At 55.8% G+C, this 15,116-nt stretch carries 14 protein-coding genes; 11 read left to right on the forward strand and 3 right to left on the reverse strand.

Features of this window, described 5'->3' with window-relative positions:
• The first annotated feature begins 76 nt into the window (after positions 1-76).
• From glnP to ybiO, 3 genes are all read left to right on the forward strand, one after another.
• Positions 77-736 (forward strand): glutamine ABC transporter permease GlnP, encoded by a 660-nt coding sequence (gene glnP / locus E0L20_RS04790; RefSeq protein ID WP_010428919.1) that lies wholly within the window; start codon positions 77-79, stop codon positions 734-736.
• Positions 733-1,455 carry a glutamine ABC transporter ATP-binding protein GlnQ gene (gene glnQ / locus E0L20_RS04795; protein ID WP_131632964.1) on the forward strand — a complete coding sequence of 241 codons (723 nt, stop codon included), beginning with the start codon at positions 733-735 and terminating at the stop codon, positions 1,453-1,455. Before glnP ends, glnQ begins: the two co-directional genes overlap by 4 nt.
• A gap of 124 nt (positions 1,456-1,579) precedes the next feature.
• Positions 1,580-3,793: a mechanosensitive channel protein gene (gene ybiO / locus E0L20_RS04800; protein ID WP_131632965.1), complete on the forward strand. Its 2,214-nt coding sequence runs from the start codon at positions 1,580-1,582 to the stop codon at positions 3,791-3,793.
• 48 nt (positions 3,794-3,841) lie between these two features.
• Here the strand turns inward: ybiO and rlmF are convergent, their stop codons facing one another.
• Positions 3,842-4,753: a 23S rRNA (adenine(1618)-N(6))-methyltransferase RlmF gene (rlmF, locus tag E0L20_RS04805; protein ID WP_165500681.1), complete on the reverse strand. Its 912-nt coding sequence runs from the start codon at positions 4,751-4,753 to the stop codon at positions 3,842-3,844.
• Between the two features lie 242 nt (positions 4,754-4,995).
• Between rlmF and mcbA the strand changes: the two genes are divergently transcribed.
• The 3 genes from mcbA to ybiJ all read left to right on the forward strand — a co-directional run bounded on the left by mcbA (position 4,996) and on the right by ybiJ (position 6,196).
• Entirely contained in the window at positions 4,996-5,262 is a 267-nt protein-coding gene (gene mcbA / locus E0L20_RS04815; RefSeq protein ID WP_131632968.1) for a DUF1471 family periplasmic protein McbA, read from the forward strand.
• Between the two features lie 121 nt (positions 5,263-5,383).
• A complete protein-coding gene (locus E0L20_RS04820) occupies positions 5,384-5,650 on the forward strand; it encodes a DksA/TraR family C4-type zinc finger protein (RefSeq protein ID WP_131632969.1) in 267 nt (88 codons plus the stop codon).
• Between the two features lie 285 nt (positions 5,651-5,935).
• Positions 5,936-6,196 carry a DUF1471 family protein YbiJ gene (gene ybiJ, locus E0L20_RS04825; protein WP_131632970.1) on the forward strand — a complete coding sequence of 87 codons (261 nt, stop codon included), beginning with the start codon at positions 5,936-5,938 and terminating at the stop codon, positions 6,194-6,196.
• A 118-nt stretch (positions 6,197-6,314) separates the two neighbouring features.
• Here the strand turns inward: ybiJ and ybiB are convergent, their stop codons facing one another.
• Positions 6,315-7,277 (reverse strand): DNA-binding protein YbiB, encoded by a 963-nt coding sequence (gene ybiB, locus E0L20_RS04830; protein WP_131632971.1) that lies wholly within the window; start codon positions 7,275-7,277, stop codon positions 6,315-6,317.
• Between the two features lie 255 nt (positions 7,278-7,532).
• On the opposite strand from ybiB, the gene E0L20_RS04835 reads away from it, so the two are divergent.
• The 5 genes from E0L20_RS04835 to E0L20_RS04855 all read left to right on the forward strand — a co-directional run bounded on the left by E0L20_RS04835 (position 7,533) and on the right by E0L20_RS04855 (position 12,903).
• A complete protein-coding gene (locus tag E0L20_RS04835) occupies positions 7,533-8,069 on the forward strand; it encodes a fimbrial protein (protein WP_131632972.1) in 537 nt (178 codons plus the stop codon).
• 66 nt (positions 8,070-8,135) lie between these two features.
• Entirely contained in the window at positions 8,136-8,810 is a 675-nt protein-coding gene (locus E0L20_RS04840) for a fimbrial biogenesis chaperone (RefSeq protein ID WP_131632973.1), read from the forward strand.
• 28 nt (positions 8,811-8,838) lie between these two features.
• Complete coding sequence (locus E0L20_RS04845; RefSeq protein ID WP_165500682.1) at positions 8,839-11,382, forward strand: fimbria/pilus outer membrane usher protein; 2,544 nt, start codon at positions 8,839-8,841, stop codon at positions 11,380-11,382.
• Between the two features lie 22 nt (positions 11,383-11,404).
• Positions 11,405-12,394, forward strand: coding sequence for a fimbrial protein (locus E0L20_RS04850; protein WP_131632975.1), 990 nt, complete (start codon positions 11,405-11,407; stop codon positions 12,392-12,394).
• Between the two features lie 5 nt (positions 12,395-12,399).
• Positions 12,400-12,903, forward strand: a complete 504-nt coding sequence (locus E0L20_RS04855; protein WP_131632976.1) for a fimbrial protein — start codon at positions 12,400-12,402, stop codon at positions 12,901-12,903.
• Here E0L20_RS04855 and dinG read toward each other — a convergent pair.
• Positions 12,890-15,067 (reverse strand): ATP-dependent DNA helicase DinG, encoded by a 2,178-nt coding sequence (dinG, locus tag E0L20_RS04860; RefSeq protein ID WP_131632977.1) that lies wholly within the window; start codon positions 15,065-15,067, stop codon positions 12,890-12,892. The two genes, E0L20_RS04855 and dinG, sit on opposite strands and share 14 nt — an antisense overlap.
• Between the last annotated feature and the right edge of the window lie 49 nt (positions 15,068-15,116).

Raw genomic sequence — 15,116 nt, forward strand, 5'->3', positions numbered from 1 at the left:
TGCGCCTACCGGGCCTACAATTTGAGTCAGCCCTCTGACTCATTTTAGTTTTCACCACGGTATACAGGAATACATCATGCAGTTTGACTGGAGCGCCATCTGGCCTGCCATTCCTCTCTTGCTTGAAGGCGCCAAAATGACCCTGTGGATTTCGGTCCTCGGTCTGGTTGGCGGGTTGATTATCGGCCTTGTCGCCGGTTTCGCCCGCACCTACGGCGGCTGGATTGCAAACCACATCGCACTGGTTTTCATCGAAGTGATCCGCGGTACGCCAATTGTCGTACAGGTCATGTTCATCTACTTCGCCCTGCCAATGGCCTTCAACGATCTGCGCATTGACCCGTTCAGCGCCGCGGTCGTGACCATTATGATCAACTCCGGCGCGTACATTGCGGAAATCACCCGCGGCGCCGTACTGTCGATTCATAAAGGCTTCAGCGAAGCCGGGCTGGCCCTGGGGCTTTCCCGTCGCGAAACCATTCGCCACGTTATTCTGCCGCTGGCGCTGCGCCGCATGCTGCCGCCGCTGGGTAATCAGTGGATCATCAGCATTAAGGACACGTCGCTGTTCATCGTTATCGGCGTTGCTGAACTGACCCGTCAGGGCCAGGAGATCATTGCCGGCAACTTCCGCGCGCTCGAAATCTGGAGTGCGGTGGCCGTTGTTTACCTGATCATCACGCTGGTTCTGAGCTTTGTTCTGCGTCGTCTTGAAAGAAGGATGAAAATCCTGTGATTGAATTTAAAAACGTTTCCAAGCACTTTGGCCCAACCCAGGTGCTGCACAATATTGATTTGAACGTCAGCCAAGGTGAAGTGGTGGTGATTATCGGGCCTTCCGGCTCCGGTAAATCGACCCTGCTGCGCTGCATCAACAAGCTGGAAGAGATCACCAGCGGCGATCTGATTGTCGATGGCCTGAAGGTCAACGACCCGAAGGTGGACGAACGTCTGATCCGTCAGGAAGCAGGCATGGTGTTCCAGCAGTTCTACCTGTTCCCGCACCTGACGGCGCTGGAAAACGTGATGTTCGGCCCGCTGCGCGTGCGCGGTGCCAACAAAGCGGCAGCGGAAACGCTGGCGAAAGATCTGCTGGCGAAGGTTGGCCTGGCGGAGCGTGCGCACCACTATCCGTCCGAGCTGTCGGGCGGTCAACAGCAGCGCGTGGCGATTGCCCGCGCGCTGGCAGTGAAGCCGAAGATGATGCTGTTTGATGAGCCTACGTCGGCACTCGACCCTGAACTGCGCCACGAAGTGCTGAAGGTGATGCAGGATCTGGCCGAAGAAGGGATGACGATGGTCATCGTGACCCACGAAATCGGCTTTGCCGAGAAGGTGGCTTCGCGTCTGATCTTCATCGACAAAGGGCGTATCGCCGAAGACGGCAATCCGCAGGAGCTGATCGCGAACCCGCCGAGCCAGCGCCTGCAGGAGTTCCTGCAGCACGTTTCCTGATCCACAGTATTCAGCAGAGCCGGGCATGCCCGGCTTTTTTACGCCAGATTGTTCCCAAAAATCCCCCTTAGCTCCCTGCCCTCTATACTTATCATTTTGTTGGACATTTTTACCGGAGGACGCCGTGCCGTGGATCCTGCTGCTGTTGCTTAGCCTGTTTAGTGCGCCATCGTTCGCCGTCGCGATCCCCGGCGTCACCACCGGAACCGCTGCGACGCAGGAGAGCGCCCCGCCTCAGGAGCCTGACGTTGAACAGAAAAAAGCCGCGTACAGCGCGCTGGCTGACGTTCTGGAAAACGACGCCTCGCGGCAGGAACTTATTGGCCAGCTGCGCAAAGTTGCCGCCACGCCGCCGCAGGAGCCCGTGCCGGCCATTACCCCGCCAGACGTGAAAGAGCAAAAAACGGTGCTGGAGAACGTGACCGACGTTAGCCGTCAGTATGGGGAAGCGCTCTCTTCTCGCTTCGCCCAGCTCTACCGCAACCTGATTGGTTCCCCGCACAAGCCGTTTAATCCACAGACGTTTTCCACTGCCGCCACCCAGTTTTTAATGCTGGCGGGCGGAGTCTTTCTTTTTTACTGGCTGGTGCGCCTGTGTGCCTGGCCGCTGTATCGCAAAATGGGGCAATGGGGCCGCAAAAAGAACCAGCAAAAAAGCAGCTGGCTTCACCTGCCCGCCATGATCGCGTCTGCCTTTATTATTGATTTACTCCTGCTGGCGCTCACGCTGTTTATCGGCCAGCTGCTGGCCGACCGGCTCAATGCGGGCAACAAAACCATCGCCTTCCAGCAGGGGCTGTTTCTGAACGCCTTCGCGCTGATCGAGTTCTTTAAGGCGCTGCTGCGGGTCATCTTTTGCCCGCGCGTGCCCGAGCTTCGCCCCTTCAACATCAAAGATGAAAGCGCGAAATACTGGGCGCTGCGCCTGAGCGTGCTTAGCGGCCTGATAGGCTACGGCCTGCTGGTCGCGGTGCCGATTATTTCAAACCAGGTGAACGTCCAGTTTGGCGCACTGGCAAACGTGCTGATCATGCTCTGTATTACCGTCTGGGCGCTGTATCTGATTTTCCATAACAAAAAAGCGATCACCGAAAGTCTGCTTCACCTGGCCGATCGCTCTCTCTCCTTCTTCAGCCTGTTTATCCGCGCCTTCGCGCTGGTGTGGCACTGGCTGGCAAGCGCGTACTTTATCGTGCTGTGCTTTTTCTCGCTGTTCGATCCGGGCAACAGCCTGAAGTTTATGATGGGGGCGACGTTTAAAAGCCTGGCCATCATTGGCGTTGCGGCCTTTGCGTCCGGCCTGCTCTCTCGCTGGATCTCGAAAACCATCACGCTGTCGCCGCAGGTGCAGCGTAACTACCCGGAACTGCAAAAGCGGGTCAACGGCTGGATGTCGGTATCGCTGAAGGTGGCGCGTATTCTGACCGTCTGCGTGGCGATCATGCTGCTGCTGAACGCCTGGAGCCTGTTTGATTTCTGGAACTGGCTGCACAACGGCGCGGGGGAGAAAACCGTTGACGTGTTAATCCGCATCGCGCTGATCCTGTTCTTCTCCGCTGTCGGCTGGACGCTGCTGGCGAGCCTTATCGAGAACCGGCTGGTGTCCGATATTCACGGCAGGCCGCTGCCGAGCGCCCGCGCCCGCACGCTGTTAACCCTGTTCCGCAACGCGCTGGCGGTGATCATCAGCACCATTACCATCATGATTGTGCTCTCGGAAATCGGCGTGAATATCGCCCCGCTGCTGGCGGGTGCGGGTGCGCTGGGGCTGGCCATTTCCTTCGGTTCGCAAACGCTGGTGAAAGATATTATTACAGGCGTTTTTATTCAGTTTGAGAACGGCATGAATACGGGCGATCTGGTCACCATTGGGCCGTTAACCGGCACGGTTGAGCGGATGTCCATTCGTTCGGTCGGCGTGCGTCAGGATACCGGGGCCTATCACATCATTCCGTGGTCATCGATTACCACCTTCGCCAACTTTGTGCGCGGGATTGGCTCGGTAGTGGCGAATTACGATGTCGATCGCCATGAGGATGCCGATAAAGCGAAACAGGCGCTGCGGGATGCGGTAGAAGAGCTGATGCAGATGGAAGATATCCGCGGTCTGGTGATTGGCGAACCGTCGTTTGCCGGGATTGTCGGACTGACGAACACGGCGTTTACCCTGCGCGTGTCGTTCACTACCCAGCCGCTGAAGCAGTGGACGGTGCGCTTTGCGCTCGACAGCATGGTCAAAAAACACTTTGACCTGGCGGATGTGCGTATGCCGGTGCAGACGTATCAGGTGCTGCCTTCGCCGACCGCACAGCTTCCCCCGCAGGAGCCAACCTTATAGCGCGGATGCCGGGTGGCGGCTTCGCCTTACCCGGCCTACGACGGAGTGCTATTTGCGACGTTTGTTGTTTTCCATAAACGACCAGGCAATAAAGCGGCTCTGCTTCTGCCCCTGCGCCATCTCTTTTTTCACCACCTTCACCGCGCCGGCCTCGGTTAGCGCACGGTAGAGCGGCGGAAGGTTATCGCCGCGCGAAACCAGCGTGGTGAACCATTTCACCTGACGGCCAAACTGTTTGCTTTCCGCAATCATACGCAGGATAAACGCCACCTCACCGCCCTCGCACCACAGCTCCTGCTGCTGGCCACCGAAGTTCAACGCAGCATCCTCAGCCTGACCCAGGTTACGGCGCTTGCGCTCGCTGCCCTCGCGGGCCGCGGCGGCTGAATCATGGAACGGCGGGTTGCACAGGGTGGCATCGTATTGTTCATTTTTATGGATAATGCCGTTGAAGATCGAACCTGCATCTTTCTGACGACGCAGGCGGATTGCCCGGCTTAAGCCCGGATTTCCGTTTATAATCGCCTGCGCGCTGGAGAATGCCTCTGCGCCGATTTCACTCCCGGTGAAGCGCCACTGGTATTCATGAGCGCCAATCAGGGGGTAAATCAGGTTTGCCCCGGTACCGATATCCAGAATGGTGGCCTGCTGCGGAACGACGCCCTCATTACCTTCTGCAAGCAGATCGGCAAGATGATGGACGTAATCTGCGCGGCCAGGAACGGGCGGACAGAGAAAACCTTCCGGGATATCCCAGTTCGCCACGCCGTAATAGTGGGCAAGCAGCGCTTTGTTCAGCATTTTAACCGCCAGCGGGTCAGCGAAGTTGACCGAAGGTTCACCGGCGGGCGTCTGTACAATGAAGCCCTGTAACTGCGGGCAGCTCTGGCACAGCGCGTTCATGTCGTAGCGGCTGCGGTGGCGATTTCGTGGGTGCAATCCCGGCTTTTGGGAAGTCATGGCGTTCTCCTTTAAACAGCGGCGTAAGATACCCTTTGCAGACCCAACGGTAAATAACTGTGTGCGGTACACAAAAACACGCCATAAATCAGTAGCCTTTATGTCTATGATCTGTCAGCAAATCGTCAATTTATATCGTTCAAAAAATAAGCAGATCATCATCAAATATTTGCGCTAAATCACACTCGCGGGGCTTCTAAACTTAAGGGGAATCACCTGTTGTTTCCCCTGAGGATGTGATTATGAAAAACTACCTGCCCCTTGTTGTAATCGCCAGCGCGCTGGCCACGGCGTCCTTCTCTGCCTGGTCAGTTCAGTCCCTGACCGAAAATAATGATACCAGTCAGCTGCAGGCTGCGGGTACGGTCTCGGTAAGCCGGGCGAGTAACCTTGACGACCTCCAGGATAAGCTGGCTGAAAAAGCCCGCCAGGAGGGTGCTAAAGGCTTCGTGGTGAACTCCGCTGGCGGAGATAACCATATGTACGGCACAGCCACCATCTATAAATAACCGCTCATACACGCCCACAACTGCATCCGCACAGCGGATGCAGTTTCTCTTTTCCGCGCCTTGACTGTACGATTTTTAACCCCATATTCATACAATGCGCTTAACACAAACAGGAGGACGTATGGCTTCCGGCTGGGCGAAAGACGACGCCGTTAATGAACAGATCAACAGTACGATTGAAGATGCGGTTGCCCGCGCGCGCGGTGAAATTCCGCGCGGCGAAAGTTTGCATGAATGTGAGGAATGCGGCGATCCGATCCCCGAGGCGCGTCGTAAGGCCATTCCTGGCGTGCGGTTATGCATAACCTGTCAGCAGAATAAAGATTCAAAAAATGCTTCACATTCGGGATATAATCGCAGAGGATCGAAAGACAGCCAGTTACGTTGACTTTCCTTTACCTAAAATCACCGCGCAAGCGGTTTCCTTTACGCTCACGATTTTCGGAACTGCACGTAGCAAAATGTGCGCTCGATCGCTGCTCTGTAAAGCGAAGCGACAAGAAGTGTCAATTGCCGTTCCGAATTTATTAATAATCAATAAGTTATTTGTCATTCAATTTTTTTGAGCAACCACGTCAATTCTCTTCGATTTTATCTCTCGCAAAAAAACGTGATACTTATCACATCGACGGAACATCGTCCCCTTAACAGAATAACCTGCGAGAGATTAACCATGAAAACCATTAAATATGCTGTTGCTGCTGTTGCCCTGTCCGCTCTGTCCTTTGGCGCATTCGCCGCGGAAGCGGTCTCTTCTACTCAGGCACAGAACATGAATAAAATCGGTGTGGTGAGTGCAGAAGGCGCAACCACGCTGGACGGTCTGGAAGCAAAACTGGCTGAGAAAGCGGCTGCAGCAGGCGCAAGCGGATACACCATTACCTCCGCGAACGCCAATAACAAACTGAGCGGCACTGCGGTTATCTACAAATAATCGACTGAATGAATGTACTACCCTCACCATACCCTCTGGTGAGATGCTCCAACCCTCATTGACCCTGTTGTTGTTACCCTTTGTTTGCCCGTCCGCCACTGGACGGGCTTTTTTTTGCTTAAAAGGACCGGGCGACCCGCGCCAGCCCGTCGTCCACCGTTTCCACCTCACCGGTTGCCAGCAAACAGCAGGCCATCTGCAGCTTGATCGAGTGCGGAACGGGAACGCTTCCGGCCAGACACTGCTCTATCCAGTGCGCGGTCGTATGAGGATCTTTTGCCTGAGGCAGGATAACCTCGCTATTTTCTTCCCCACGCTCATACACCACGCGTGAGCCGGACGAATCAATCAGCATCAGCTGAGGGCATCGCTGTGGATTAGCGTAAACCTCACCTTCTGTTCCATGCATCAACAGCGCACGGCCACCAATTTCTTCGAAGAATTTGCCTACCCGCGTCACGTACTCCGGGTGCGATACGCTGGACAGGCGCAGCGCCGCATCTTCTGCAAACGGCGTGGCCAGTTTTGCCAGCGTGTGCGCACTGTTACGTACGCCCATTCGCCAGCGCATATCCAGCTGCTTTTCCAGCGGCGGGCAGAGCGCGCGGACGGGAATATAAACCGGCTGATGCCCGTCCAGCTTCGCCTGCGCCTGCCCCGCATGCAGAGTGGGTTCGATGCCTAAAAGCTCGAAGATAGTTTCCGTCAGCACGCGCGTCGGATCTTCACTTACCCCGTGCACCACCACCGGGAAACCGAGCTTGTTTAATAAAATAGCCAGGAGCGGCGTCAGGTTGGCCTGCTTGCGCGCGCCGTTATAGCTTGGGATCACAATCGGCATGGGCTTTGCCAGCGGCGGTGATAAGCGCAGCGTTTGCGCCTGCATGGCCTCATAAAAGCCGCGCATTTCGGCTTCACCTTCGCCTTTGATGCGCAGGGCGATCAGGATGCCACCCATCTCAAGTTCTGGCACGTCGCCATTCAGCATATGGGTATACAGCGCGTGAGCCGTTTCCTGATCCAGATCGCGGGCATGGTTTTTCCCACGCCCTACCTCTTTGATAATTTTACGATAATCCACGACATCTCTCCTGACAGCTTCATCTTGTTAACAATATAGCCCTGAAGGACGCCCGGCCGTTAGTTTTTTATCTGCGGAATTAACCTTCTGTTTTGACGATAAAAAATAAACGCAAGCCTTTTCGGAATTATTTGTGATGGCTATAGAAGATTCTTACCCATACATTTTTTGATTAAATAACCAACGAAAAGTCATTGAGGTCACGGGTGAAAACGTCCAGGCAACGCGCTCACCAGAAACATATCAGGATTTATTATGAACAAGGTTGCTTTAGGTTTATTCATTGCTGCAACGGTAGGATGTTCCGCATCCGCGTTTGCGGCTACAAACGGCGAAGGGCAAATTAACTTTACCGGTGAAATTATCGATTCTGCCTGTCAGGTCGTTAATGGGTTAAGCAACCCGTTAAACGTACAGTTAGGTAAAGTCTCTAAAACCGTATTTACCGGTGCAGGCTCCACCAGCACGTTAACAAAGTTTGATATTCAGCTAAAAGATTGTCCGGAAACAGTCACCTCTGCGGCAATTAACTTTGGCGGTACGCCGGATGCAAATAACAACTCCACGCTGGCATTAACGCCAGGCGCGGATACCGCAACGGGCGTGGCTATTCAGCTGGTTGACTCCTCTGAGCAACCGGTCAGCCTGTATACCCCTACTCAACAATATCCGTTAGCATCCGGCACGGCGGTGAACGACCTTGAGTTCGGTGCGCGTTATATTCAAACCGATGCGGCAGTTACCGCAGGCCCGGCTAACTCTGTATCGACCTTTACCGTTATTTATAACTGATATTATCAATCCTGAGATATTAACGTTATCAGCGTTAATATCTCTTATTTTTATTGAGAAATATTTATGCGCCACGGTTATTTACTGAGCACTCTTTTACTGGCTGCCGCCACTGCACATGCAGGTGTCGTGATTAACGGCACACGGCTGGTTTACCAGGGAGATAAAAAGGAATCATCTCTTGGTCTTTCAAATCCAGATGCTACGGATTATCTGGTACAGTCCTGGGTCGATTCCGGCGGTAAAAATCTGGCCAGAGCACCTTTTCTGATCACCCCACCGCTTTTTCGCCTGGATGCGAAAGAGGATAACGTTCTGCGCGTCGTGCGCACGGGCGGTAATTTACCCGACGATCGCGAATCCCTGTACTGGCTGAACATCAAAGCGATCCCATCGTCAAAACACGTCGAGGGGATGAATACCCTGCAAATCGCCATTAATACCCGCATTAAACTGCTGTATCGCCCGTCGGCGGTAAAAGGCAAACCTGAAGATGTGGCAGATAAACTTGAGTGGCGTCGCGAAGGCAACGATCTGGTGGTGAATAACCCTACGCCGTTCTATATGAATTTCCAGGCCGTGACGCTGAATGGTCAGAAAGTCACAAAAGCCACCTGGGCGGTGCCTAAAACGGAAACTCACTTTGCATTACCCGGCAGCGTGGGCGGTTCAACCGTCGCGTATTCCATCATTACGGATTACGGCAGCATCAGCCAGACATGGACGACATCCGTTCGTTAATACTGCGCGTAGACAAATAAAAATCATCATGTACAGCCATAAAAAGCCTTTCACATGCCGTATTTCGTTATTGCCGATCATTCTGTGTGGTCTGGTAATGGCGATCTTTGCGCAGCAGGCGATGGCCGATGATTATTTCAACCCGGCACTGCTGGATATTGATAATCCACAGCAGGGGAAAACCGATCTGTCGGTTTACGAGAAGGGCCCAGGACAAGCGCCGGGAAAATATCAGGTCACCATTTTTATCAATAATAATAAAATTGATACCCGTGACGTGACCTTCACCTTAAAAAATGATGCTCAGGGTAATAATTCGCTTCAGCCCTGCTTTAGCCTGAACGATTTAAAAAGCCTCGGCATCAGAACCCAAAAATATCCCCAGCTGATGGCTAAAGGACAGTGTGCCGATTTAACCGCCATTCCTGCGGCCTCCGCTTCGTTTCACGTTCGCAACCAGCAGCTGTTGCTCAGCATTCCTCAGATGGCGCTCGGCAAGGTCCCACGCGGCTATATCGACCCCAAGGAGTTCGATGAAGGGATCACCGCGGGGCTGCTGAACTACAGCGCCACGGCCAGCCAGAGCCATGCGCGCCAGCAGGGGGAACAGGACAACAGCAGCCAGTACGTCAACCTGCGGCCTGGCCTTAACGTCGGGGCCTGGCGCGTGCGCAATTATTCCACCTGGAACCGCAGCACCACGGGCAAGGAGGAGGAGCAAAAGTTTTCCTCCGTCTATACCTACGCGCAGCGCGACATTGTGGCGATGAAAAGCGACCTGACGGTAGGCCAAAGCTCCTCGCCTTCAGATGTTTTCGACAGCGTGCCCTACACCGGCGTGCAGCTCAACTCCAACAACGACATGCTGCCGGACAGCGAAAAAGGCTATGCGCCTATCATTCGCGGCACCGCCCACAGCAACGCGCTGGTGATGGTGCGCCAGAACGGTTACGTCATTTATCAGAATACCGTTGCCCCCGGCGCGTTTGAAATTAACGACCTCTACCCGACCGGCAGCAGCGGCGACCTGCAGGTGACGGTAAAAGAGACCGACGGCAGCGAAAGCCATTTTGTGGTGCCCTATGCCTCCGTGCCGGTTCTGCAGCGTGAAAAAAATCTGCGCTACAGCGTCACCGCCGGGCGTTATCGCTCTTATGACAAAGACGTGGAAAAGACGCCCTTTGCCCAGGGCAGCGCCATCTATGGCTTGCCCTATGGCTTCACCGCGTACGGCGGCGTGCAGCAGAGCAGCCACTATCAGTCGCAGGCGCTGGGCGCCGGAAAAAACATGGGCGATTTGGGCGCGTTCTCCATCGACGTCACCCGTGCGAAAGCGCTGCTGAAGAAGCAGCAGTCCAGCAAAGGCCAGTCCTGGCGCGTCCGTTACAGCAAAGATTTTGCCGGTTCGGGAACCAACTTCTCGCTCGCGGGCTATCGCTACAACAGCAAGGGGTTTTACACCATGGAGGATACCATGGAGTCATATACCCGCTCTGACGACTGGTCAGCACCGCAGCAGCGCCGCGCCCGTACCGAAGCTACCATCGACCAGACGCTGCCTGAAGGCTGGGGCTCCGTTACGCTGAGCCTGGTCAAAGAAACATACTGGAGCCAGAGCCAGAACATGACCTCCATGAGCGTCAGCTATAACAACAGCTGGCACGGCGTCAGCTACAGCCTGAGCTACAGCATGAACAAAAACACCAACGACAGCGATGAGGACGGCGAAGAGGTGACGAACGACAACCAGTTCTCGCTGAACGTCTCCGTTCCGCTCGATCGCTGGATGCACAACACCTGGGCCACCTACAACATGAATAACACCAAAGACGGCACCACGCAGAATATCGGGCTTAACGGCACGGCGCTGAAGGAAGACAACCTGAACTGGAATATCCAGGAAGGACTCAGCCGCTCCGGAAGCGGTAATTCAACCAGCATCAACGCTGATTATAAAGCCACCTACGGCGAGGTGAGCGGCGGCGTCAGCCAGGACAAATATCAGCAAACCGTCAACGTCGGGCTGCAGGGAGGCGTGATTGCCCATGCCAACGGCATCACCCTGAGCCAGCCGCTCGGCGAAACCATCGCCCTGGTGAAAGCGCCGGGCACACACGGGACGCATATCGCTAACCAGACCGGCGTTGAGACGGATTTCCGCGGCTATACCGTCGTACCGTTTGTGACTGCATATCGCCACAACACCATCGCGCTGGATACCGAAACGCTGCCGGACGATGCCGACGTGACGCACGCGGCGCAGGTTGTCACCCCAACGCGCGGCGCCGTGGTGCGCGCGAGCTTTAACACCCGGGTGGGTAGCCGCGTGCTGATGACGCTCACGCAAAACGGAAAACCGCTGCCCTTCGGCGCAACGGTGACCACGGACGATAAGGACAGCGAGTTTATTGTCGGGAATGACGGCCAGACCTACCTCTCTGGCCTGCCGCAGCAAGGGCATCTCGCCGTCTCCTGGGGACAGGATGCGAGCGAGCACTGCGTCGCTGACTATGCGCTAACGGATGAGAAAGAGAAAACCAGCATCATTAACGCTGCCGCGCAGTGTCACTGATTCACCGTTCAGGCTAAACATTATGCAAATGATTAAACAGTGCTTTTTCTTACTGGTTCTGGGTACCGCCGCGTTATTTATGCCGCACGCGAAGGCAAGTTGCTCCACGCCTGATATGCCGAAAATGATTAACGTCGCCACCCTGTCGGTCCCGACAACGCTGGCTGTGGGTGCCACTATCCCCGGCTCTGAACAGACGGTGCATGTTGCGGGCAACTGCGATCATCCCTACGAGAGCGGGATGGAAATCATCTCCTGCTACTACGGAAGCGGCTCGGAAATTCCCGGGTTAACCGGCGTTTATGATTCGGGCGTACCCGGCGTCGGCGTGGCATTAATGAATGATAAAGGTCAGCGTATTACTGGAGGGGGCAAAACCGCCTGCGATTCGCGCAGTACGCCAGTTGGCTATGTGTCAAATGACGGAATGCAGTCATTTGATTTTAACGTCACCCTTGAACTGGTGAAAACCAGTGAGGCAGTCCAGTCCGGTACCCTGATGCAGGCGCAAACCGAGTTCGGTATCGGCGTGTATGGCAATGACGGCATCGGGAGTCCGAACATTATCTCCTACGCCGGTAACGTCAATTTCCAGAATGTCACCTGCTCCGTCCTGCCAAGAAATCTGACGGTTGATCTGGGGGATTTCCCGGTCAGTTCGTTTGTGAGCGTGGGAACCCTCTCTTCTCCGGCGCAGAATTTTGACGTCACGGTGAATTGTAACAGCACCGTGCAGCCCGAGGTAAAAGTGACAAGTTCAAACGGGTATGAAACGGCGTTCGAAGGCGTGCTGAAACTCACTCAGCAGACCGGCATGGCAACGGGCGTCGGGGTTCAAATGGTGTTCGACAACAATATCGCCACGTTCGATACCTACGTAAACACCCAACGCGAAGCGGTAGCCAACGAAACGCTGGCCATTCCATTCCAGGTTCGCTATGAACAAATCAGCGATGTAGTCACACCCGGACCGGCCAACACCGTTGCCACCATCACCCTCGCCTATAAGTGAACGACATGAAAAAGACCATTGCGATACTCATGCTGGGGCTGATGGCCCAGGCACAGGCAGACGACATTCAGATCCAGATGAAGGGGAATATTTACGCCAATACCTGCGTCATCGACAGCGCCAGCCGCAACCTGACGGTGGATTTAGGCCAGGCGGTGTCGGGCAGTTTTAAAGACGTTGGCGATACGGGCGTGTGGAAAGACTTCTCCCTGCTGCTGACGCACTGTCCGACCACGCGCTCGCTGGTTACCGCCTTTTTCTATGGACAGGCCGATAGCGTACACCCGACAAAATTTGCCAATACCGGCAGCGCAAAAGGGCTGGCGCTGGAGCTGGCGGATCGCCAGGACAAGATCCTCATCGCCCCACAGGCGGCATTTAGCGTCCCGATTAATACTGCCGACCACACGGCCACCTTTCCGCTGGCCGCGCGCTATTACGCCACCTCCATGCCCGTCAGCGCAGGGACGTTCAGCAGCGTGATTCAGGTGACCTTCACTTACCAGTAGGACCGCGCCCCTTAGCACGGATGCTTTTTTTACGCCCGGCGGCCAGTTTTGCCGGGCGTTTTTTTACCTCCGGCACCTCCGGCTGCTCTATCGGGAAGATCGGCAGCGCGTTCAGCAGCCGCTGGCCGTAGTTTTTGGTGAGCAGACGCTTATCGTAAATCACCACTTCGCCCCAGCAGCCGTGGCTACGAATAAGACGCCCCACCTGCTGAATCAGGTTAAACGACGCCGCAGGCAGGCTTTGCACCTCAAACGGGTAGCGGTTCAGGCTTTTCAGCCACTCGCCTTCGGTGATCACCACCGGGCTGTCGATGGGCGGGAAGGCGATTTTATGAATATGCACCTGCGTCAGGTAGTCCCCTTTCAAGTCCAGACCTTCCGCAAACGACTGTAGCCCCACCAGCACGCTGCGCTCGCCGTTATCGATACGCTTGCGGTGCGTTTCCACCAGCCGATAGCGCGGCTGATCGCCCTGCACCAGCAGCAGTAAGCGCAGATCGGTCACGAACTCAAGAAAACGCTGCATCGCCCGCCCGCTGGCAAACAGCACCAGCATGCCGGGGTACTTTTTGCTCTCGACCTGTTCGCGGAAGTAGGCCGCCATTTCGGCAATGTGCTGCTCTTCGTTGTCGATCAGCGGCTCGAACGTCATGCGCGGAATGACCAGCTTGCCCTGCTCGCAGTGGTTAAACGGCGAGTCCAGCGCCACGAAGCGGTCGCCCGCTTTCTCCTTCAGGCCGCTCATCTCCTGCAGGCGAGAAAAGCTGTTCAGGGAGCGCAGCGTGGCTGAAGTGACCACCACGTGCGGCACGCTGCGCCAGATCAGCTTTTCCAGCTGATCGGCCACGCGAATGCCCACGCAGTGGAAAAAGAGGTGCACCTGCCCGTCCCGCTCTTCCCGCGTGGCCCACTTGGTGACCGGCGCGCCGGAGGCCTGCGCCAGCGAGGCCAGTCGCCAGAGCTTGCTCTGTGATTCAAACATGCCCAGCGCGCGGTTCATCTGCAGCAGGACGCGGTGAACGCGCACCACGTCGTGCGTGCCGGTTTTCTCGCTGAGATCGTTCAGAAACATTTCTGCCAGGCCGCGCAGCTTCTCAAGAAGTTTCGCCAGTTGCTTGCAGATCTCCATTATCTCTTCCGGCAGTTCGCCCATTGCGAAGCGGTGTTCGGCCTCCTGCGTTTGCGGGAGGTAGAGATTCAGGATGTTATTCAGCGATGAAATGAGGCCGTAGACCTCTTCGCAGTGCTCGCTCAGCCGCTCCGGGACCGCCAGCGGCGGCGTGGTTTTCGGGCGGAACTGCTCCATGCAGGTGGCAATCAGCTTGCAGAACAGATCCAGCTGCAGGCGGAACCACGGGGCGGTGATTTCGGCGCTCATCTCCAGCGCGTCACGCGCCACGTCCGGCAGGTGATGGCCTTCGTCAAGCACCAGCAGCAGATTTTTGGGCTCCGGCAGCACCGCTTCGCTTTCCAGTGCCGCCATCACCAGCGCGTGGTTGGCCACAACCACTTCCGCCTCCTGAATTTCGCGACGGGCGACAAAGAACGGGCACTCGCGGTAATAGTGGCAGTTACGGTTCAGGCAGCTTGCTTTATCGGTGCTGAGCCTGCGCCACAGATCGTCGCTGATGGCTTTGTCGGTATGGTCGCGCAGGCCATCCCACTTATACCCGTCAAGATCGACCTTGAGCGTGGCGCAGAGTTCCTGCTCGGCCTTGTTGTTCGGCGTGAGATCGTCGTCGAGGAAGGCCAGCAGATCCTGCTGCGTCGCCTCGCTGCTGGCGAGCCCCGCCAGGTTGCGCGGACACACGTAGCGCCCGCGTCCAAACGCCGCGGTAAAACGCAGCTCGGGGATGATTTTTCGCAGCAGCGGCAGGTCTTTACTGAAGATCTGATCCTGCAGCGCCACGTTGGCGGTGCTGACCACCAGCGTTTTCTGTTCTTCCCTGGCGATGGCAATGCCGGGAATAAGGTATGAAAGGGTTTTCCCGACGCCGGTTGGGGCTTCAATCGCCAGATGTCGCCCGTCGTCCCCGGCGAGCGTTTTGGCCACATCAGCAATCATCTGCCGCTGCGGCGCTCGGGGGATAAAGTCGGGGATCTGCTGTTGTAGCGCCTTATACCATGCGCCAATTTGCGCCTTGAGCGCAGCGGTTAAAGCCATCGGGAAACCTGAAATACTGTATAAACAGCCACTATTGTGGCACTTTCTC

The sequence above is a fragment of the Enterobacter wuhouensis genome (assembly GCF_004331265.1).
GTDB classification, from domain to species: Bacteria; Pseudomonadota; Gammaproteobacteria; order Enterobacterales; family Enterobacteriaceae; genus Enterobacter; species Enterobacter wuhouensis.